This is a genomic window from Candidatus Tisiphia endosymbiont of Ptychoptera albimana (genome assembly GCF_964026605.1).
GTDB lineage: Bacteria > Pseudomonadota > Alphaproteobacteria > Rickettsiales > Rickettsiaceae > Tisiphia.
Map to the genome: position 1 here is coordinate 122,181 of NZ_OZ032164.1, position 18,983 is coordinate 141,163.

Consider the following 18,983-nt stretch of genomic DNA (forward strand, 5'->3'; position numbering starts at 1 on the left):
TATTACATTTTATGTTTCAAACATTAACTCAAAATCTAACGAAAATTTTTGATCGTATCAAAAGAAGTGGTACTTTATCGGAGTCCCAAATAAACGATACTATGCGTGATATTAGGATTGCCCTTCTTGAAGCAGATGTTGCACTACCGGTAGTTAAGGATTTTATTGCTGAAGTAACATTAAAAGCTACGGGGCAGGAAGTCATAAAATCAGTAGCTCCAGGGCAGATGATAGTAAAGATTGTCCATAATGAGTTAATTAATATATTATCCTCGTCTCTAGATGAAAGTAGTTTACAGCTTAAATCTGAACCGCCGGTAAATATTTTAATGGTTGGTCTGCAAGGTAGTGGAAAAACTACAGCAAGTGCCAAATTAGCACTTAGGCTAAAAAATCAAAATAAAAAGGTACTTTTAGTCTCTCTTGATATTTATCGACCAGCTGCACAGGAACAATTAACTATCCTTGGTAAATCTATAGGGGTAGATTGTTTAACTATTGTCCCCAACCATACTCCTATAGATATTGCGAAAAGAGCTTTACACGAGTCGAAATTATCTGCCTATGACGTCGTTATTTATGATACAGCAGGTAGGTTGCAAATCGATGATGAGATGATGAAAGAAGCATCAAATATAAAAAATTTAATAGACCCAAAAGAGATAATTTTGGTAGTTGACGCAATGACGGGGCAAGATTCGGTACTTATAGCTAGCAATTTTGATCAAAAATTAGGGATTACCGGCGTGATTTTATCCCGTATTGATGGCGATGCCAAAGGTGGGGCGGCTCTAAGCATTAAACATGTTACCAAGAAACCTATTAAGTTCTTAAGCACTGGCGAGAAATTGACAAATCTAGAATTGTTTGACTCAGAACGCATAGCTTCAAGAATATTAGATATGGGAGATATCATCTCCTTCGTTGAAAAAGCAGCAAGCATAATAGACCATCAAGAGGCAGAAAGAGCGGCTGCTAAACTTAAAAAAGGTAAATTTGATTTGGAAGATTATCTAATGCAAATGAGGAGTATAAAGAAACTAGGTGGATTCAGTAGTATGATGAGTATGTTGCCTGGTATTAATAAAATTATCGATAAAGTCGATCAATCGAAATTAAGTGGCAAATTAATAGACCACCAAGAAGCAATAATTTTATCTATGACTAAAAAAGAACGAAAAAACCCAGATTTGCTAAATGCCTCACGTCGAAAACGTATCGCTGAAGGCTCTGGAACATCAGTCCAAAAAGTGAATAGTCTATTGAAACAATTTAAACAAATAAGTGGTTTCATGAAAAAGGCAAGCAATATGAATCCCAAAAGCCTAATGCGTAGTGGTATAGGCAACTTATTGAAATTATGATAACCTGAATGACCTTAATTCGATATAAGAATTGTTAATTCTTATCCCAAATTCGCGTAACTGGAGATTAAATGCTTAGCAAGGTATATAACGATCTTATTTTACAGATTAAAGCCAATAAATATGATTTTTTAAGGTTTGATCTGATTAAGCAAGATGCAATAAAGGATCTCGCAGCTCAGCTTGCTTTAAAATATGATATTGTGGTAGTTATAGGTTTTGGTGCGTCTTCTCTAAATGTTAGAGCATTATTAAGTATAAAGGCAGTAGCTACTAAAAGGCTAATATATCTTGATAGTTTAGATCAGTTGGAAATTGATGAAAAACTGGCATTAGTTGATTTAAGTAAAGCAGTCTTTTTCTCATTGAGTAAGTCTGGGAACACAAATGAAACCTATTTATTAACTAAGTATGTTTTAGAAGTTTTACACGTTCCCCCTCAAAATATTTATGTAATAGTACCGTTTAGTAATAATTTATTACGTAATTTAGCAGAGTCTTTTGGTACAAATTGTCTAGAACATGATAACATTCGTAGTGGAAGATTTGGTATAATTTCTAATGCATCTTTGCTCCCAACCGCAGTTGCAGGAGTTGATGTACATAAAGTCGTACTAGCTGCTTCAAAAAAAATATCAGATATTATTTTTGATGGATTTAATATTTGTGAGATAGCGGAGTATTACCTTAATCAATATTCTTTAAATAGACATATGTTAGTTATGTTTAATTATTGTTATCAATTAGATGGTCTATGTAGATGGCAACAACAGATTATAGCTGAGTCGCTTGGTAAGAATGGTTTTGGTATAACTCCTATAATAGCAAAAGGAACATTTGATCAACACAGTCAATTGCAGCTTTATTTAGAAGGTCCGGATGATAAATTTTATCAAGTTATTACTAACAAAGCAAGCTCAGATATTGAAATAGCTCTAACTGCTCATGCTAATAATATATATAATGCATTAGATCAAGTTAAACGACCAGTGAAGCTAGAGAATTTTGTATATATCGATGAACAGGTAATTGTAGATCAAATTATTCACGTAATGTTGAGTACTATACTAATTGCAAATCACCTAAAAATCGACCCATTCAACCAGCCATCTGTGGATGAATATAAGAAGGTATAACAAACCTATTTCGCATCAGGAAGATCTGCAAGTGCTGAATTAAACAACTTAGAAAGATTTTTCTTATCTACTTTGTCACTATCAGAAAAACTAGCAATAGTGGTGTCAATCATATCACTAGACAGTCCTACCGAGTGTGTCCATAGTACCCTACCAATTGGTACATCAAGAATAGCTAATCTAACTCGCGAAAATTCTGATGGGTCTAAATTGACTCTACCAGTTATACATCCCTTCAAAATCTCTGTACAAAAATCCTTAGTTATTGCACCAGATGTTTTACTCTCCGCATAGAAATTCATTACAACTAGTAAATCAGCTCCGGCTTTTCCACCAAGATCAACTGCAGAAGGAATCTTTTCATCAATAGAATATGCCGCATCCTCTTTCCAAGCTCCACTAGCATAGAGTATATTTAGAGTCTCATCAAAATTATCCTTAATGTCAACGACGTATTTTGACAGTTTATTAGTACCAATTTCTGTTCTAGAGAAAAGTTTAATATTATACCCTTTGTCCTGCATTTTGGTTATGAATGTATCTACAATATTTTCTTCAAGGCGATCCTCATAACTATAAACTCTCGTTTTTTTGTTAAAAGCATCAATTTGATTTACTTCAACTGTTGGTGGTAAAAGTAAAACAATTTTGGACTTAGTTAGTGATTGCGAATAATCAGGTGCAGATCTAACAAAAGTCGTCTTAGTACAAGCCGATGTAGAAAAAAACAGTAAAATTATAAAGAAAATTCTGACCATTAACTATGTATTTTTATTAATTTTTATATGTAGCTGGAATGAGTCTAGATCTCTTCTCAGAAAGAATAACTAGAACATCTTGCCCCTCATTTATCACAGGATTGGTTTTATCTTCTTTAGCCTGCACAATGGTGATAATACCTGTCGCACGTACAGCTGCTATAGCATTTCTTAAAAGTCTGCTACCTTCGTAATAATCGTCTTTCAAATTCGATCTATTAACCTGTACGATATATTCTGTACCTTTTGATGTTCCCAAAGCAGATTGTATTATTGCACCAGTAACACCTCCAACAATAGCACCACCAACAATTATAGCTGAGTTATTAGTTCCGCTAGCAGCAACCGCCCCACCAGCGACAGCACCAGTTAGGCCACCAATTGCATTATCACTAAGTCTTTCATCCTCCGTGATTTTGACATCCCTTTTGGCAAGAAGCTTTCCTTCCAATACAATATTTAATGTTGAATCACTAGTATATGTATTTGCCACAAGATTCCGACCGCAACTAGAAAGAGTAGAAGCAATTATAAGAATCAAAAAAGTATATAAAAGTTTTTTAATCATAAAATTATTATTTTTATATTGCTAATAAAATTTAAGAATGAATTAAAAGTAAGATTATACTAAATGTACAAAGATACATGCAATAAATTACTATCTCCAGTTGCCAATTAAACTGAATAATTTTTGAGGAATTTTTAGGAAAAATGTAGCTGAATACCGCAAGCAGTACGCAGATGTATGTGAGAAACGGAAGCAAATTTTGACGACAAAATTACCACAAAGAATCCGTTCGCAACACTATCATTATTTTGATGACAAAACTACTTCTAAGTTGTACTTCTAAATTGCATGCAACAATAGACTTCTTACAGAACCCTCTTCTGCAGAATTTGTAGGAGAGCCGAAACTCCTTAACCCGCAACTTATCTTTGAGAAGGAGAAGTGCTTGAAGAGGCAGGAGAGTAAGGTTTACAAGAATTCTGCGATAAATGATATATTTTAAGAAAAAATGGTTCTATAGCCCGAAAAGTTGAGTTTGATAGGAATAACCGAGTTGAAAAACTAGTTAGCAAGGTGGAAGAACGTAATATATATGTATCAACGCATAAGAAAGCAAAGCCAAAAACTGGTTTAAGTAATATTCAAAAAATTGCTGAAGAATGGCGGATAGATAAATTTATCAACCTAAAATTAGACGGCAACCAAATAGTGGTTGAAATTGATCAAGATAAGAAAAAAGAGTTATTTGCTCTTGTTGCTGTTATGCGTAAATTACTCGCTTTTATGCACTCTATTGTCAAAAATAATTCTTCTTGCAATGAAAATTTATGTTAAGTTACTATTTCTTATTGACTTCCATTACGGATGCTGGGGTAAGTTATATTGAACTCATGTTAACTTTCAGTGTTGTTCTCTTCTATAGCCTCATCTACTTTACTATCCTCTAGTTTAAACTCAAGCAAATTAATTGAACCTATATGTATACCATTATCAGAAAACTCAATATCAAATTTCACCTTTTCATAAGTTGCTAATTCATTATCATCTGTCTTAACTACTCCAAATGAAGAAGAAGCAACAGCTTTCTCAATGATAGTTTTGACCATTTTTCTAGGTAATAACAAATTGTTAGGAATCAATTTATCGATGATATCATGGTAATTAGTCAATTCAAAAGATAATTTACCTTTTGGTAACTTACTATCAAAAAATTGTAAAAATCCTACCAAATCTACTTGGGCATTATCATCACAAGAAAAAACTAAACGATCGATATTTAAATTTCTGATAGAATTTGTATCTTTACCTTGGTTAGTAGCAATATTGATCAGTGTGGCTAAATCAAGCTGTGCTGTTTTGAAATTAAGAAAATCTTCCCCCGCAGAGTACAACAAACGTAATTGTAGAGCTATATTTTCACCGTCCTGAGATTTTGCCTTATTGATTAGGAAAACTAAATCAGCAATATTAAAAATTTCCTTATCTTCCTGAATGAAGGATAATAATTTATTGTTAACTTGCAGAAACTTTACGATAGATTTTAAACTATCTCCATGGGATAATTTATATATAGGTTTATTAAATTTAACTAGTGCTGTAATATATTCCTTGGACTGAACACTATACTCTACTAATTTACCATCAAAATTCTCTTGTTGTTTTATTCCTTGTTTTCCTAAAATCAATCTAGCTTTTTTAAAACTAAAATCAAACAAAAATGTCATTTCCTCAGTAGATATTTCTTTGGAATTAACATGATCGATAAATTTCATTTTTGGTTCGACTAAATGAATTTGAAAGCGAATAGGAAAGCCAGAAACTTTGATTTGGTTATAAGATATTTTAGTATTATCTGTCTCTGAATTCTTTATAGTATTTACTATATTGCTTTTGATAGTATAAGCAATGCCAAACCATATTATGGTGTAAATTAAACAAATAAAAAACAAAATTTTACGTATCACTCTATATACTCAATTATAAGTTAATATTACGGGTAGCAGATGGCAAGCGAACCCTTATACCGTCAAGTTCTTCACTAACAATAATCTGACAACCAAGTCTTGAAGTATGGGTAAGACCAAACGCTAAGTCAAGCATATCTTCTTCTGCTTCAGAAGGATTTTTTAATTTGTGATAAAATTCCTCATCTACAATAACATGGCAAGTGGCACATGCTAGTGAACCTTCACATGCACCTTCAAGATCAATGTCATTTTGATGAGCAATTTCCAAAATAGACAGTCCTATAGGGGCATCCACTATTCTTTCTGTACCATCTTTATCTACCACAAAAATTACTTTAGGCATTAATTATCATTCCTTTTTAGTTTATTTCATCAACATGCTTACCTTTAAGTAAGCTCAGAGTAGCATTATTTAATCTTTCAGAAAGAAAATGCTCTGTTATATTCTCAAAATTCTTGCTACATTCTATAATGTAATCACGATCATTTGAGTTTATTGCTTCTTCTAAAGTTTTAATTGCCATATCAATTTTTTCCATTTCATTCTTTGCAAGAAGATTTGGCATCTCCCTAATAGCATTTTTTATATTATAAATCAAAGATTTTGTATCAATAATTGTTTCCTGCAACAATTTCTTATTATGATCACTAGCCGCATTTTGATAAGCATTTTCTAAAATCTCGGTAATTTCACTTTCATTTAAACCATAACTTGGTTTTATTTCAAGGTTATGTGATATATTACTATTTTTTTCTAGAGCTGATACTGACAAAATACCATCTGCATCAATAGAAAATGTTACTTCTATCCTCACTCCACCTGCTTTCATTAGTGGCAATTTTAGTTCAAATCTTGCAAGTGACCGACAATCTTCTACCATTTCTCTTTCTCCCTGTACCACATGCAACTTCATAGAAGTTTGGTTATCTACATAATTGGTAAACTCCTTAGTAACCGATATCGGTATAGGACTATTACGCAGAATAATTTTTTCAGTAATTCCACCATTTAGTTCGATACCAAGTGACAAAGGCACTACATCAATTAATAAGGAATTAATATTTGCCGAAGTTAGGTTCTCTGCTTGCAGAGCTGCCCCCCATACTACTGCCTTATCTGGGTTAATATCCGAGAAAATAACAGTATTAAACGTTTTTGCTAAACTTCTACTAATTAAGGGTATGCGAGTTGAACCACCAACAAGGATGATACCTGAAATATTAGGATTCCCTGCATGCTCTAGCGTATCTTTGGTAATATCTATTGTACGTTCTACTAATGGTGATATTAATCGTTCAAAATCCTCTATATTTAATTCTAATATCTTCTCTTCATATATAATACTACATTTATTTTGTACACTAAGTGTTTCTTTAGCTTTTTTTGCTAATTTTATTAATTTGCTAGATTCTAGTAATTTATATTTATCACAAAAATGCCTCATCACTAAGTGGTCAATATCATCACCACCTAAAATATTATCTCCACCAGTGGCAATAACCTGAAGCACACCGGTTTGCATATTGAGAAGTGATACATCAAAAGTCCCGCCTCCTAAGTCATACACTAAATAACACCCTCTATACCCTTCATCTTTCAAGTGTTGGCGTTGTCGAGCTTCGGGACTACGCATGCTCATGTAGGTTTGACTACACTCCGCTTGCTCGCCACTTGCTCTCCTAGCCAACTCTTGAAATATATCGGGTATATTTTTATTTAGACCATATGCATAAGCTGCTGCTGTTGGCTCTGCAATTAACCTTAGTACTTCAAAGCCAGCAATTTTTGCTGCCAGCATTACTTCTCCTCTAGCGGCATCGTTAAAATGTGCTGGCACAGTTATTACTGCTTTTTTGATTTCTGAATTTAATTTCTCAGTAGCTTGTTGCTTTAAATATAGGAATATTTGTGCGGCAACTTCTGGAACGGTCATCAGTTTTTCAGCAAATTTTATTCGTAATATTTGACTGTTTAAGTCAATATAATCTTTCACTAAGGCAAAAAGTGCCGGATTATTTTGTATATCAGATAATTTTTTACCGAAAAGTCTTTTAATAGAACGAAAATTATCAATTATATTATCATTGCCAACAATAAAGTCTTTGCCATGGAATGCTATAACTGATGGTATAAGTTCTTGGCCATGATCATCTATGATAATTTGTATTATTTGTTTATTTGATAAAGCAATCAATGAGTTAGTTGTACCAAAATCAATACCAACTGCTATATCCTTATCATGTTCATGCTGGTTAGAAGAGCCAGCTTCGCTAATTTCTATTATTTGCATGACTTGATTTTTAGTTGAATATTATTAATTAAATTTTTAAGGTATTTAAATTTTATGGTAATATCAAGAGCGTTTTGCATATTTTGATCTTGAAATGCAGTAGTTAGAGATTCAATAAGTTTTTCTTTTTCAAGGATTTTGTTATTTAGCATATGCTCTAACTTAGTTAATTGTTGAGTAGTTTCAACAAGCTCTAATTCACTCCACACAATATTTAATTGTTCCTTTGAAATACCTTGCCTAACCGTTATTTCATCCAAGACTATATTGTTTAAAAGTAGAAGATACTCAGCTCGTGCTAAATCATCTTTAAGAATTGAATAAGCTTTATTTATATCAATAGAGAGAGCCAAATTTTCTTGCCTCGCATTGTTAGTTTTAACTCTATCTGGATGATATTTTGATTGCATAGCAAAATATTGACGATCCAATATATTTAAGTCAATATTATATTTTCTTTCTACACCTAATAACTCAAAATAACTGCTCATAATCACTTCTAGTAGATCAATTATCAAACCATGCCCCTGTGATTATATACTAGAAACCTCAGTTTTGGATTAAAATTTTTAATTTTAATCTAGAACTGGCTAGAATATCAGAAAAATGCATTCTTGAAGCGGCTGGCACGAATGCATTTTAAACCTTTCTAAAGCTAAAAACATGATTTTAAAAGATTAAAATCATGTTTTTAGCAAAATATTAATTTAACAATCAGATGCAGAGCCGTCTCAAATCTGATTGTTTCGATAATTTCACCGAATTTGGGATAAGAATTGACAAATTCTTATCCCGAATTCGCGTATATAGATAGCATAGTAAAGTATCAAATCTATTAAATCTTACGTATCCTTAAAAAGGCTGGTACAAATAACATGCTAAATAACGTAGTCAATAGAAAAAGTTGAGACCAGTCCATATAATTTGCACAAATGCCAGATAAAAAGGATAAAATAATCCGTACGAAGGAGCCAAAAGAAGATATAATTGAGTATTGTGTGGCTATCAATTCGCTACTACATAAACTAGAAAAATAAATAAGAATCGCTGTATTACCAAGCCCGCAACAAAAATTCTGTACAGTAATTGTTATAGTAAATATAAGCATATCATGGCCTACCATAGATAAAAACACAAACATTAAGGGTGACAGTAATTGTAGACTACCACATATTAGGATGCTTCGGGATATTCCTATTTTTGCAGTTAAAATACCGCTAATGACTCCTCCAGAGATCATTAGCATGAATCCATATGCTTTTGAAATAGAAGCAATTTCTTGAGAGGTAAAAGACAAGTCAATAAATACTGGCGAACTCATTGCCATAGGAATTGAGTCGCTTGCTTTATATAGAAAGACAAACAGTATAATGAACATCCAGTTTGGATGATTTCGTTTTAACAATAGTAAGCTATCACCAATAACTTGAAAATATTGTGCAGGTGAAATTAAATCAGTAGAGATGTGTTGAGTTTTTTTTGTAACAGGTTCTTGCATATATAAGGTTATTATAGGTGCAGCCATTGTTATAAGAAAGATATATAGATATACAAAGTACCAATTAAAGAGGCAAGATAAATATAATGCCCCTGTACTGTTAATAAGTATTCCTATGCGAAAACCAGTTGAGCTAAAAGTTGTAGCAATTGAGAGATCTTCTTTTTTTATAGTCCGTTCTATACGGTATGCGTCTAAAACAACATCTTGAGTTGCTGCACAACAGGAAATAATAAAAATTAAAATTGCGGTAATAATTATGTTAACAGGGGGGTCTATAATTAAAAACCCGCTAGTAGTGACTAATAAACATGCTTGGGTAACTAATGTCCATCCACGGCGTTGACCAAATTTTTGACATATAACAGGTATAGAATATTTATCAATAAATGGTGCCCATATTGGTTTTAAGCAATATGGAATAGATGTTAGAAACATTGCACCAATAATATCAGTTGAATATCCCGCCTGTGATAATTGGTAATGAATAGTAAATGATACTAAAGAAAAATTTACCCCTGCAACTATTCCAAGCAAGAAGAAACAAATAAAATAAGAGCGTGTATGATTAGTTAGCATATTCAGGAGTGATATCCATCTTTTCAAACAATTATCTAGACATTACACCCCAATTCGGGATAATAATTAGTTAATTCTTATCCTGAATTGGCTTTAATATAAGGAAAAATGCATTCTTAAAGTGGCTAACGCGAATGCATTTTAAACCTTTCTAAAGCTAAAAACATGATTTTAAAAGATTAAAATCATGTTTTTAGCAAAATATTTATTTAGTAATACAGCTTTTTTAATAATTTCATATAGTTAATATGCTAACCTCATGTATGAACCTCCTGTAAAATGCAAGAAAAAAATAACATATATAAACGATCCTAGCCAAAATATTTGCAAAATTGACTTGCAATAATACTTAAAAACATTATACTTACGTCTATTAGCAACGTGGCTTTGGTATGCCTAGTTTTTGCTAGACTGATCTTAAAATACCAAATAAAGGAATTATAATGCCTAAATTAAAAACAAAATCAGCGGTAAAAAAGCGCTTTAAGCTTACTGCTACTGGCAAAGTCTGTGCCACTCAAGCTGGAAAAAAGCACTTCATGCGACGTCGTACAAAATCTCAGCTTCGTAACCTTAGAGGAACAACAATTCTCTGTGATCAAGATGCAAAGAACTTGAAAAAATTCTTTCTTCCATATGGAATTTAATAATTTAAATAAGGAAATAGGTGAGATATGTCACGAGTAAAATCAGGAAAAGTTTCAAAAAATCGTCATAAAAAAATTCTCAAACTTGCTAAAGGTTATAGGGGGAGATCGAATAATTGCTTTAGGGTAGCAATTGAAAAAGTTGAAAAAGCTCTACAATATGCTTATAGAGATCGTAGAAATCGTAAGCGTGATTTTAGAGGGCTTTGGATACAAAGAATTAATGCAGCAGTACGTGAGCATGATTTAGTATATTCGCAGTTTATGGGTGGACTGAAAAAAGCTGCCATAGATATTGATCGCAAGGTGCTAGCTGAATTGGCAGTCAACAACCCACAAGGTTTTGCAGATATAGTGGTGCAGGTAAAGACTCATCTGCAATAGACTTATTATTAAACCTCTTGGATCATTCTACTTTTGCTGGTAATTTGGGCGTTGGGATTAGACTCGAATCCGTAACGGAATTAGAGTACGCTGCGGTTCGAGGTGAAGCGTCTCCTTCACACCCTTGTGCATAAGCGAGTTTCGAAAGAGGTCTATTGAATGGAGTGTTATATTTTAACAATCAGGTGGGCAGCTGCTTCAAACCTGATTGTTTCTATATATAATACTGAATTCGCAGGCTATTTTAATTAATTTCAACCACTATTTGGTTGCCATCTAGAACCGATTTAACTGTAACCGCTATACTGCATGATACCATTGAGGATACTAAACTGACCAAAAGCAAGATTGCCTATATCTTTAGTGATCTAATTGCTGATCAGATAGAAAAACTAACTAGGGGTAAGTGCGACAGAAAGATTAGCTCGGCAGAAATCATGGAATTATTATAGCAGCACAAGATATATGATATCATAATGGTTAAAATATTTGACAGAATTCACAATTTAGAAACTGTTAGTATAAAATCTCTAGAAAAGATTAAGAAGATAATAGAAGAAACTTTTAAAAATTTTATAAGTATTAGCATGTGTTGTGGAACAAAACAACTAGAAAATATATTAACATACTTTATGTTACAAACATTTACCAATTACTGAATCCCCCTTAGAGCTTACAACAATTATCCAACATAAATACCAGCTTCCTACTGCAACTTTTGAAAATGATACAAACCAAAAGTAAATCCTATACTTTCTTAATAATTAAGCTTGCATTAGTTCCTCCAAATCCGAATGAATTAGAAAGTACATAACTAATTTTTGTATTTCTAGCTTCTAAAGCAACTAAATCTATTTTTGCTTCTGCTATCGGTTTATGCAAATTTAGAGTTGGTGGAGCAACTTGGTCTCGCATAGCAAGAATTGAATATATTAATTCTACGCTACCAGCTGCTCCAAGCAAATGACCAATAGATGATTTGGTTGACGACATAAGAACATTCGGGTTAGCATCCAAAAATAATTTTTGAACAGCCGTTAACTCTATAGCATCACCAACTTGGGTAGAAGTGCCGTGGGCATTGATATAATCAATAAGACTTGCATCAATTTTTGCATCTTTAAGAGCATAAAACATAGCTCTATAAGCACCTCTTCCATCGGGATGAGGTGAGGTCATATGATAAGCATCGCCAGTAGAACCATATCCAATAATTTCAGCGTAAATCTTAGCGTTTCTAGCACAAGCATGCTCATATTCTTCAAGTACTACAACACCTGCCCCTTCTCCCATTACAAATCCATCACGATCTTGATCCCATGGTCTTGATGCAAGTTCAGGCGTAGAATTATATTTAGTAGATAATGCTCTTGCAGCAACGAATCCAGCCACCCCGACCGGAGTAACCGGTGCTTCGGCCCCACCAGCAACCATAACATCTACATTACCATATTGAATCATACGCATAGCATCCCCTATAGCATGAGAGCCAGTGGAACAAGCTGTAACGACAGCTTGGTTTGGTCCGGTGAATCCGTATTTAATGGAAACATGACCTGCAAAGAGATTAATTAATGAGGAGGGGATAAAAAATGGACTAACTTTGCCATTATTTTCTTTATGAAACTTTACGGATGTTTCTTCGATCATCCCAAGTCCACCTATTCCTGAACCAAGTATTAAGCCGGTTCTATCTCCCGATAATTCATCTTTTACTTTCCACCCGCTATCCTCGATTGCCTCAGTAGCTGCTCCTATACCATATTGGATAAATAAATCCATCTTATGGACATTGCGAGGGTCAATAAATTTTTCCGGGTTAAAACCATTATCTGTTGAGTGATCCACTGTACCCGCTATTTTACAGGCAAGGTTAGAAGTGTCAAATTTTGTGATTGACTTGATGCCACTGCGGCTCTTTATAATACCTTCCCAAGAGGGCTTTACACCAACTCCTAGTGGTGTGATAAGCCCAATACCGGTTATAACAACTCTTCTAGTCGACATGATTATTTATTAATTAGTTATTTTTTTATTTATGTACTGTACAACATCAGAAACAGTTAAAATTTTACTAGCATCTCCATCTGGTATATCACATTTATACTTTGCTTCTATTGCCATCATTAATTCAACTGTATCTAAACTATCGGCTTTAAGATCCTCAACAAATCTAGATTCAAGGGTAATTGAATCTTTTTTTACTTTTAATGTATTAGCAACGATTTCAATAACATCTTGTTCGATGATATTCTGAGCAACACTTGCATCCATAATTAGAACCTCATAACTTAATTTAATTTTAGTAAAATATTCAAACTCTAGCCACTCATGATTGACTTGTATGGAATAAACATAATCTATACATAAGTAAGCTTTGAATAAGACGATACAATAATTCCAAACTTCTAGCATAAAAAAATATTTTATGCCAGTGTAAAATTTCTTTAGTTCTTAAATTAAAATATTACTAATGGTTTACATTTTAGTATACACTCCTTTTCCTGATAATAGAAGTAATAATACCAAACAACAGAAGAGTAATAGTCATAGCCAATGCAGCGTAAGATGGAATCTCAATAAAATGTTCAGCGAATATTTTTATGCCAATAAATATTAATATTAATGCTAGCGAATATTTTATATAACTGAATTGCTCAACAATATTAGCTAAACATAAGAATAAGGCACGTAAACCTAATATGGCAAAAATATTAGAAGTATAAATTATGTAAGGATCCTTAGTGATAGCAAATATTGCTGGTATACTATCAATGGCAAAGACAATATCCATGATTTCTATAATTATTAATGATGCAAGAAGAGGCGTAATACTTAACCTATTATTAGTTTTAACAAAAAATTTATAACCGGAAATTTTAGGAGTAAGATTAAAGTATTTTTGTAGAATTCTATAAATATACGATTCCTCTACTTTAAAACTTTTTTTTGCTATATAAAAAGTTTTGATGCCTGTAACTATAAGAATAGCTGCAAAAATATATAATAACCAAGAGAATTTCGAGATAACAATGACACCTAGATATATAATTATGGCTCTAAAAACAATGACACCTAGAATTCCCAAGAATAATATCCGATGCTGATATATTAAAGGAATAGAGAAAAACTGAAAAACCATCAATATAATAAAAATATTATCCAATGACATAGCTTTCTCTATAAAAAAGCAAGTGTAGTATTCCCGGGCTTTTTCTCCTCCCATATCAAAAAAAATGAAAATACCGAAGAGGCATGCTATAATTAAATAAAAAAGGCTAAAATAAATAGTTTGGCGGAAGCTCATCACTTTATTTTCTTGGTTTGCAAAACCAAGATCGTAGATTAGTAAACCTGCAATCACTGTACAAAAAACAACCCAAGTCAAGATTCCCTCCATAAACTACTATAACAACTTGAAGAATTAATTCTCAAGTTTATGATCTGATGTTAAGCATTAGCCATTCGTGAAGTAAAGTGGGATTCTTTGATACCGAGATTGTGTAAAGCATTGTGCCACTTATTCTCTAGATGATCAGAAAAAATAAATTCTTTATCACATTTTGTTATTATCCACAAATTCTCCTTAATCTCTGTTTCAAGCTGCCCTGCCTTCCAAGCAGTGTATCCAATAATAAATAAACTATTTTTAGGACCATGACCAGAAGCAATATCATGAGGGATTTTAGGATTAGAGCTAACTGCTAAATGATTCTGAAACTTCAATAGTAGATTTTCATCATAATCATCAGAATGTAGGAAGAATCCGCGTTCATGCTCAACTGGTCCTCCTAGATATATAGGCATCATAATATTACTATCTACTTGATCATCAGATATTTTAAAAAACGATTTTACCTCTATATGATTCACCAAATTATTGAAAATTAAACCCATTGCTCCTTCTGCTGTATGAGACAGCATATAAATAAGTGATTTATTAAATATACCATCAAGCATGTAAGGAGTAGCGATCAGAACCTTACCAGATAAATTATCAAAAATCTTATCGTTTACACTCATAATGTTTATTGTATTTTAAAATTTATTAACATACTAGCTTTTAGATACATATAATGTTAAATTACTGCTATTCAATAGACCTCTTTTGAAACTTTATTTGAGAGGTCTAATAAAAATTAGAAACATGATAGTAAATATACTCAACTCCTGTTCTAAATTTAAAGTAATTTTTTAGAAAGTCTAATGTTTACTTGGTTTGATATAATAATATTGGCAATTATTACTACTTCATCGATGTTCGGGGCATATGGAGGAATAATAAAGCTTACTATTAGCTTACTTGGCTTTATAGTCTCAATTCTTTTTGCCTATTACTTATCTCCATATACTATTTCCATTATTACTCGATATTTTAATAACCACATTGCATTGGTAGTTACCTCTGGGATTATTTCCTATATTATCTCTCTAATCATATGCTCCTTTGTAACCCGTAAATTTCTTTTGATGATCTCTGTTATAAGTGGTGGGGTCATTGACAGATCTCTAGGCTTAGCCGCAGGCATGTTTAGAGGTATGATTATTTGTTTATGTATCTTCCTAGTCCTAACAATTTTCTTTTCTGACAGTTACTTACAAGCAGAAACCCTAAAAGACGTTATGCAAAATACCACTATTGATAAATATCCAAAATGGCTTAAGGAATCTGTGACTACATCGTATCTAGATAATTTAAGTAAAAATCTTATAAGAACTCTACCACAAGATAGTTTGGAATTCATTAAATTACCTAAAAAATCAAAGATTATTGATACTACAAATGTGTTAGAAAAATCACAATCTCAAGAATCTCCCAATAAAGTAAAACAACTCCCTGAAGATCTTATGCAAGAACTTGATGAAGTATTATCAAAAAAAGTAGAGAATCATGACTAGGCTATTGAATAACTATAATAAAAATAGTTATATTATTGGTAGGTATATTCAAGATATAGCTAATCATGAGTTTATTCAAGAGCAAAAATTTGTTGTCGAATATAAGGTAATTTAACCTAAGTTCGATGTAACAAATTATCAGTATTATCTCTGTTAGAGGTGACATCGGGGCTATTAAACCGATGTCTTACATCGAACTCAGATTACATGAATGCTATCTAGACTAAGTTAGTTTACAAAAAAGTTCCTAAATATTAAAGATATTGTTATTATTTGCTTGACATTAGTTAACAGATATTATTCTAATAGTATCCTATAGTAAATAAATTTTTAATAATCTGTAATATAACTGGAGAGAAAAAATATGGGACGTATTAATAAGTATAGTAATGGAGATCGGGTTAATCAGCATCGGAAGAGTCAAGGGAAGTTTCTAGAAAAACAAGATATTGAATCATACTTATTGAGTAACAAGCTGAATAATGGGAATAATATACAAGAGACTACACCAAAAATAGATGCCTTACCTGATATTCCTGCCATACTGGATTATGCACTTAATCTTCCAAAGCAGAATAATATAGACCCTCTTGACGGAGGTGCAGCACATACTCCTATTACACAAGCTTTATTACCTTTTCTTACCCTCTTTTCTGCCGCTTTTCCTAATATTACTGCTCCACCCAATAAAGCTATCGATAATTCAAATAGCTCATTGAGTAGAGTAACAAGTCCCACTAAGGTGAATACGCCTGTTCTTTTTGGTACTACTCCTTCAACTAGCCAAAACCATAACCAATCAAAAAAGCTGACAAAACATAGTGATGACCCATCTCTTATTAGGAAAAAAGATGGTCTTATACGGCATGATGCTGATGGTAATATTATACTAGGTGGTGATGGTAAAGAGTTAACTTTCAGCCATAATCTAGACATAAAGATACTCAAAAAACAACTCACAAATAATATTAATATTACTAAATTATGTCTATGGGCTCTTAAGATTGATCCTCAGGAAGTACAAGAGATTGGAGAAATTCTTAAAGATAGTAATGTTAAAGAATTAAGTATACTACATGGTAGTATAAGAAATATAGGAGCAATAGACTTTGGAACAATGCTTACAGGTACTAAAGTTACTATATTAAATCTACCACATAATGGAATAGGCAATAAAGTAGCAAAAGGTCTTGTAAAATCACTTAAAGAGACTAATGTTGAAGTACTAGATCTATCAGATAATAGAATAGGCAATACAGGAAAAGGAGCAAAAGATATTATAAAATTACTTGGAGAGACTAATGTTAAAGCACTAGATCTATCAAATAACAATATGAGTGATGAAAAGGTAAATAAGATTATACCAGAACTTAAAGAAAATACTAAGATTATTGCATTAGGTCTAAAAGACACAGGTATAGAACCTAATACATTAAAAGAAGTCTCAAAGGTACTAAAACAAAATAAACATGTTAATAAAGAGTCCACCTCTACAGTAGAGTCTAGTACTACTGAGGAAAAGGCTAGTACTACTGAGAAAAAGCGAGAGAAGCGTGATATTACTGATGAGACTCTTCCTAAGCAAGAGTCTACTGTTCTTACTACGGATGTATCTAGTACTACTACAATGAAGGTTACTACTTCTTCCCCTACTGAAGATTCAACTACTGCTAAGGAAGAGACTACTGTTCCTACTACGAAGAAGTCTAGTACTAGTACGACAGAGTCTACTACTACAGAGAAGTCTAGTACTAGTACGACAGAGCCTGCTACTACAGAGAAGTCTAGTACTAGTACGACAGAGCCTACTACTACAGAGAAGTCTAGTACTAGTACGACAGAGCCTACTACTACAGAGAAGTCTAGTACTAGTACGACAGAGCCTACTACTACAGAGAAGTCTAGTACTATTACGACAGAGCCTACTACTACAGAGAAGTCTAGTACTAGTACGACAGAGTCTACTACTACAGAGAAGTCTAGTACTAGTACGACAGAGCCTACTACTACAGAGAAGTCTAGTACTACTACGACAAAGTCTACTGCTTCCTCTGCTGGAAATCCTACTACTCCTAAGAAAAATCTTACTGAGAAACCAGAACCAATCGCTGCTGATGTAGTTGTTGATTCTATTACAGAAAAGCATACTCCTAAGGAATCAAATCCTAATGATCCTGCTAGTAGCACAATGTCAACAAAAGAAATCTTAGCTCTGATATCTTTTGTTTTAACTGCTGTAAGTATTGGTGGAGGTGTTGCTATATGTGTTGTCAAGAAGTTTTTTGATGGAGCAAGCCGTTTGGGTCATAACGTATTAGCATTAGCTGACTTAGCAGAATCAGACAATCATTTAGACAATAATGAAGAGACATCATCTTTAACAGGTGTAACAGTTAACGATGACATGGATTAAAACTAGGGTAATTTAACCTGAATTCGATGTGAGACATAGGTTTAATAGCCCGGTGTCACCCTGCGTAGGTAGGGGTGACATCGTTTTTGGTTCTGTAAGTAACCTGAATTCGATGTAACAAGTTAAAATGCACTCGCGTCAGCCGTTTCAAGAGTGCATTTTTCCTTATAACAAACTGGTTTAAAGAAGGATTTATTTTAGCCTATGCCTTAAGATTGATAGATCACCACAACAGTTTGTTTATGTTATCACAAATGCACAGAGGTTTGTTTGGTGCTTGGAAGAAAGTTTGGGAGTCAAGTAAGTCAAACTATCATGTATAACAAATTTCTATAGCTGTTTCAAATATAACACAGTTGATAGAAATTTATCAAAAAAATAGTCAAGTAGCTTGTAATTAATTATTTTTACATATATAGTAGCTACGTGTTTAGATATTTCTAAAAAGGTTTTTAAGGTATTATGATTGCGTAGGGTCATCCCTGTGCATTCGATGGTTATCCTTGCGAAAGTATGGGTCTAGAAAAGTTTAATATAGT

Annotated in this window: 21 protein-coding genes; 10 read left to right on the forward strand and 11 right to left on the reverse strand. The window is 32.8% G+C overall.

Translation table 11 applies throughout. The annotated features are described in order from the left end of the window. The first annotated feature begins 11 nt into the window (after positions 1–11). Positions 12–1,364: a signal recognition particle protein gene (gene ffh / locus AAGD36_RS00655; RefSeq protein WP_341755498.1), complete on the forward strand. Its 1,353-nt coding sequence runs from the start codon at positions 12–14 to the stop codon at positions 1,362–1,364. Positions 1,365–1,435: 71 nt separating this feature from the next. Further along, positions 1,436–2,500: a hypothetical protein gene (locus AAGD36_RS00660; protein ID WP_341755499.1), complete on the forward strand. Its 1,065-nt coding sequence runs from the start codon at positions 1,436–1,438 to the stop codon at positions 2,498–2,500. Between the two features lie 5 nt (positions 2,501–2,505). Here the strand turns inward: AAGD36_RS00660 and AAGD36_RS00665 are convergent, their stop codons facing one another. Both AAGD36_RS00665 and AAGD36_RS00670 read right to left on the reverse strand, forming a co-directional pair. Beyond that, positions 2,506–3,258: a hypothetical protein gene (locus tag AAGD36_RS00665; protein ID WP_341755500.1), complete on the reverse strand. Its 753-nt coding sequence runs from the start codon at positions 3,256–3,258 to the stop codon at positions 2,506–2,508. Between the two features lie 16 nt (positions 3,259–3,274). After that, positions 3,275–3,826, reverse strand: a complete 552-nt coding sequence (locus AAGD36_RS00670) for a hypothetical protein (protein WP_341755501.1) — start codon at positions 3,824–3,826, stop codon at positions 3,275–3,277. Between the two features lie 513 nt (positions 3,827–4,339). On the opposite strand from AAGD36_RS00670, the gene AAGD36_RS00675 reads away from it, so the two are divergent. After that, complete coding sequence (locus AAGD36_RS00675; RefSeq protein WP_341755502.1) at positions 4,340–4,600, forward strand: hypothetical protein; 261 nt, start codon at positions 4,340–4,342, stop codon at positions 4,598–4,600. Positions 4,601–4,659: 59 nt separating this feature from the next. Here AAGD36_RS00675 and AAGD36_RS00680 read toward each other — a convergent pair whose 3' ends face one another. From AAGD36_RS00680 to AAGD36_RS00700, 5 genes are all read right to left on the reverse strand, one after another. Continuing rightward, entirely contained in the window at positions 4,660–5,730 is a 1,071-nt protein-coding gene (locus tag AAGD36_RS00680; RefSeq protein WP_341755503.1) for a hypothetical protein, read from the reverse strand. A 13-nt stretch (positions 5,731–5,743) separates the two neighbouring features. After that, positions 5,744–6,076, reverse strand: coding sequence for a ferredoxin family 2Fe-2S iron-sulfur cluster binding protein (locus tag AAGD36_RS00685; protein ID WP_341747952.1), 333 nt, complete (start codon positions 6,074–6,076; stop codon positions 5,744–5,746). A 16-nt stretch (positions 6,077–6,092) separates the two neighbouring features. Continuing rightward, a complete protein-coding gene (gene hscA, locus AAGD36_RS00690) occupies positions 6,093–8,024 on the reverse strand; it encodes a Fe-S protein assembly chaperone HscA (protein ID WP_341755504.1) in 1,932 nt (643 codons plus the stop codon). Beyond that, positions 8,015–8,515, reverse strand: a complete 501-nt coding sequence (gene hscB, locus AAGD36_RS00695) for a Fe-S protein assembly co-chaperone HscB (protein ID WP_341751630.1) — start codon at positions 8,513–8,515, stop codon at positions 8,015–8,017. Before hscB ends, hscA begins: the two co-directional genes overlap by 10 nt. 344 nt (positions 8,516–8,859) lie before the next feature. Next, positions 8,860–10,101, reverse strand: a complete 1,242-nt coding sequence (locus AAGD36_RS00700) for an MFS transporter (protein ID WP_341755505.1) — start codon at positions 10,099–10,101, stop codon at positions 8,860–8,862. Positions 10,102–10,544: 443 nt separating this feature from the next. Between AAGD36_RS00700 and rpmI the strand changes: the two genes are divergently transcribed. From rpmI to AAGD36_RS00720, 4 genes are all read left to right on the forward strand, one after another. After that, on the forward strand, positions 10,545–10,748 hold the full coding sequence (gene rpmI / locus AAGD36_RS00705) for a 50S ribosomal protein L35 (protein ID WP_341747956.1): 204 nt from the start codon (positions 10,545–10,547) through the stop codon (positions 10,746–10,748). Between the two features lie 27 nt (positions 10,749–10,775). Continuing rightward, positions 10,776–11,132, forward strand: coding sequence for a 50S ribosomal protein L20 (gene rplT / locus AAGD36_RS00710; RefSeq protein ID WP_341747957.1), 357 nt, complete (start codon positions 10,776–10,778; stop codon positions 11,130–11,132). Between the two features lie 269 nt (positions 11,133–11,401). Further along, positions 11,402–11,584: a hypothetical protein gene (locus AAGD36_RS00715; protein WP_341751631.1), complete on the forward strand. Its 183-nt coding sequence runs from the start codon at positions 11,402–11,404 to the stop codon at positions 11,582–11,584. 24 nt (positions 11,585–11,608) lie between these two features. Beyond that, positions 11,609–11,791, forward strand: coding sequence for a hypothetical protein (locus tag AAGD36_RS00720; protein ID WP_341751632.1), 183 nt, complete (start codon positions 11,609–11,611; stop codon positions 11,789–11,791). 88 nt (positions 11,792–11,879) lie between these two features. On the opposite strand, the gene fabF is transcribed toward AAGD36_RS00720, so the two are convergent. The 4 genes from fabF to AAGD36_RS00740 form a co-directional block, all read right to left on the reverse strand. Next, complete coding sequence (gene fabF, locus AAGD36_RS00725; protein ID WP_341755506.1) at positions 11,880–13,139, reverse strand: beta-ketoacyl-ACP synthase II; 1,260 nt, start codon at positions 13,137–13,139, stop codon at positions 11,880–11,882. Between the two features lie 9 nt (positions 13,140–13,148). Further along, entirely contained in the window at positions 13,149–13,406 is a 258-nt protein-coding gene (gene acpP, locus AAGD36_RS00730) for an acyl carrier protein (protein WP_341755507.1), read from the reverse strand. A gap of 211 nt (positions 13,407–13,617) precedes the next feature. Then, positions 13,618–14,520: a TerC/Alx family metal homeostasis membrane protein gene (locus AAGD36_RS00735; protein WP_341755508.1), complete on the reverse strand. Its 903-nt coding sequence runs from the start codon at positions 14,518–14,520 to the stop codon at positions 13,618–13,620. A 62-nt stretch (positions 14,521–14,582) separates the two neighbouring features. Then, positions 14,583–15,155: a YqgE/AlgH family protein gene (locus AAGD36_RS00740; protein WP_341755509.1), complete on the reverse strand. Its 573-nt coding sequence runs from the start codon at positions 15,153–15,155 to the stop codon at positions 14,583–14,585. Between the two features lie 183 nt (positions 15,156–15,338). Between AAGD36_RS00740 and AAGD36_RS00745 the strand changes: the two genes are divergently transcribed. From AAGD36_RS00745 to AAGD36_RS00755, 3 genes are all read left to right on the forward strand, one after another. Then, on the forward strand, positions 15,339–16,031 hold the full coding sequence (locus AAGD36_RS00745; RefSeq protein WP_341755510.1) for a CvpA family protein: 693 nt from the start codon (positions 15,339–15,341) through the stop codon (positions 16,029–16,031). Continuing rightward, complete coding sequence (locus tag AAGD36_RS00750; RefSeq protein ID WP_341755511.1) at positions 16,024–16,146, forward strand: hypothetical protein; 123 nt, start codon at positions 16,024–16,026, stop codon at positions 16,144–16,146. Before AAGD36_RS00745 ends, AAGD36_RS00750 begins: the two co-directional genes overlap by 8 nt. Before the next feature lie 249 nt (positions 16,147–16,395). Next, positions 16,396–18,444, forward strand: a complete 2,049-nt coding sequence (locus AAGD36_RS00755; RefSeq protein WP_341755512.1) for a hypothetical protein — start codon at positions 16,396–16,398, stop codon at positions 18,442–18,444. The last annotated feature ends 539 nt before the right edge of the window (positions 18,445–18,983 follow it).

Coding starts and splice junctions, on each gene's coding strand:
- ffh (WP_341755498.1), top strand. CDS start 12: ATGTTTCAAACATTAACTCAAAATCTAACGAAAATTTTTGATCGTATC.
- AAGD36_RS00660 (WP_341755499.1), top strand. CDS start 1,436: ATGCTTAGCAAGGTATATAACGATCTTATTTTACAGATTAAAGCCAAT.
- AAGD36_RS00665 (WP_341755500.1), bottom strand. CDS start 3,258: ATGGTCAGAATTTTCTTTATAATTTTACTGTTTTTTTCTACATCGGCT.
- AAGD36_RS00670 (WP_341755501.1), bottom strand. CDS start 3,826: ATGATTAAAAAACTTTTATATACTTTTTTGATTCTTATAATTGCTTCT.
- AAGD36_RS00685 (WP_341747952.1), bottom strand. CDS start 6,076: ATGCCTAAAGTAATTTTTGTGGTAGATAAAGATGGTACAGAAAGAATA.
- hscA (WP_341755504.1), bottom strand. CDS start 8,024: ATGCAAATAATAGAAATTAGCGAAGCTGGCTCTTCTAACCAGCATGAA.
- hscB (WP_341751630.1), bottom strand. CDS start 8,515: ATGAGCAGTTATTTTGAGTTATTAGGTGTAGAAAGAAAATATAATATT.
- AAGD36_RS00700 (WP_341755505.1), bottom strand. CDS start 10,101: ATGCTAACTAATCATACACGCTCTTATTTTATTTGTTTCTTCTTGCTT.
- rpmI (WP_341747956.1), top strand. CDS start 10,545: ATGCCTAAATTAAAAACAAAATCAGCGGTAAAAAAGCGCTTTAAGCTT.
- rplT (WP_341747957.1), top strand. CDS start 10,776: ATGTCACGAGTAAAATCAGGAAAAGTTTCAAAAAATCGTCATAAAAAA.
- AAGD36_RS00720 (WP_341751632.1), top strand. CDS start 11,609: ATGGTTAAAATATTTGACAGAATTCACAATTTAGAAACTGTTAGTATA.
- fabF (WP_341755506.1), bottom strand. CDS start 13,139: ATGTCGACTAGAAGAGTTGTTATAACCGGTATTGGGCTTATCACACCA.
- acpP (WP_341755507.1), bottom strand. CDS start 13,406: ATGGATGCAAGTGTTGCTCAGAATATCATCGAACAAGATGTTATTGAA.
- AAGD36_RS00740 (WP_341755509.1), bottom strand. CDS start 15,155: ATGAGTGTAAACGATAAGATTTTTGATAATTTATCTGGTAAGGTTCTG.
- AAGD36_RS00745 (WP_341755510.1), top strand. CDS start 15,339: ATGTTTACTTGGTTTGATATAATAATATTGGCAATTATTACTACTTCA.
- AAGD36_RS00750 (WP_341755511.1), top strand. CDS start 16,024: ATGACTAGGCTATTGAATAACTATAATAAAAATAGTTATATTATTGGT.
- AAGD36_RS00755 (WP_341755512.1), top strand. CDS start 16,396: ATGGGACGTATTAATAAGTATAGTAATGGAGATCGGGTTAATCAGCAT.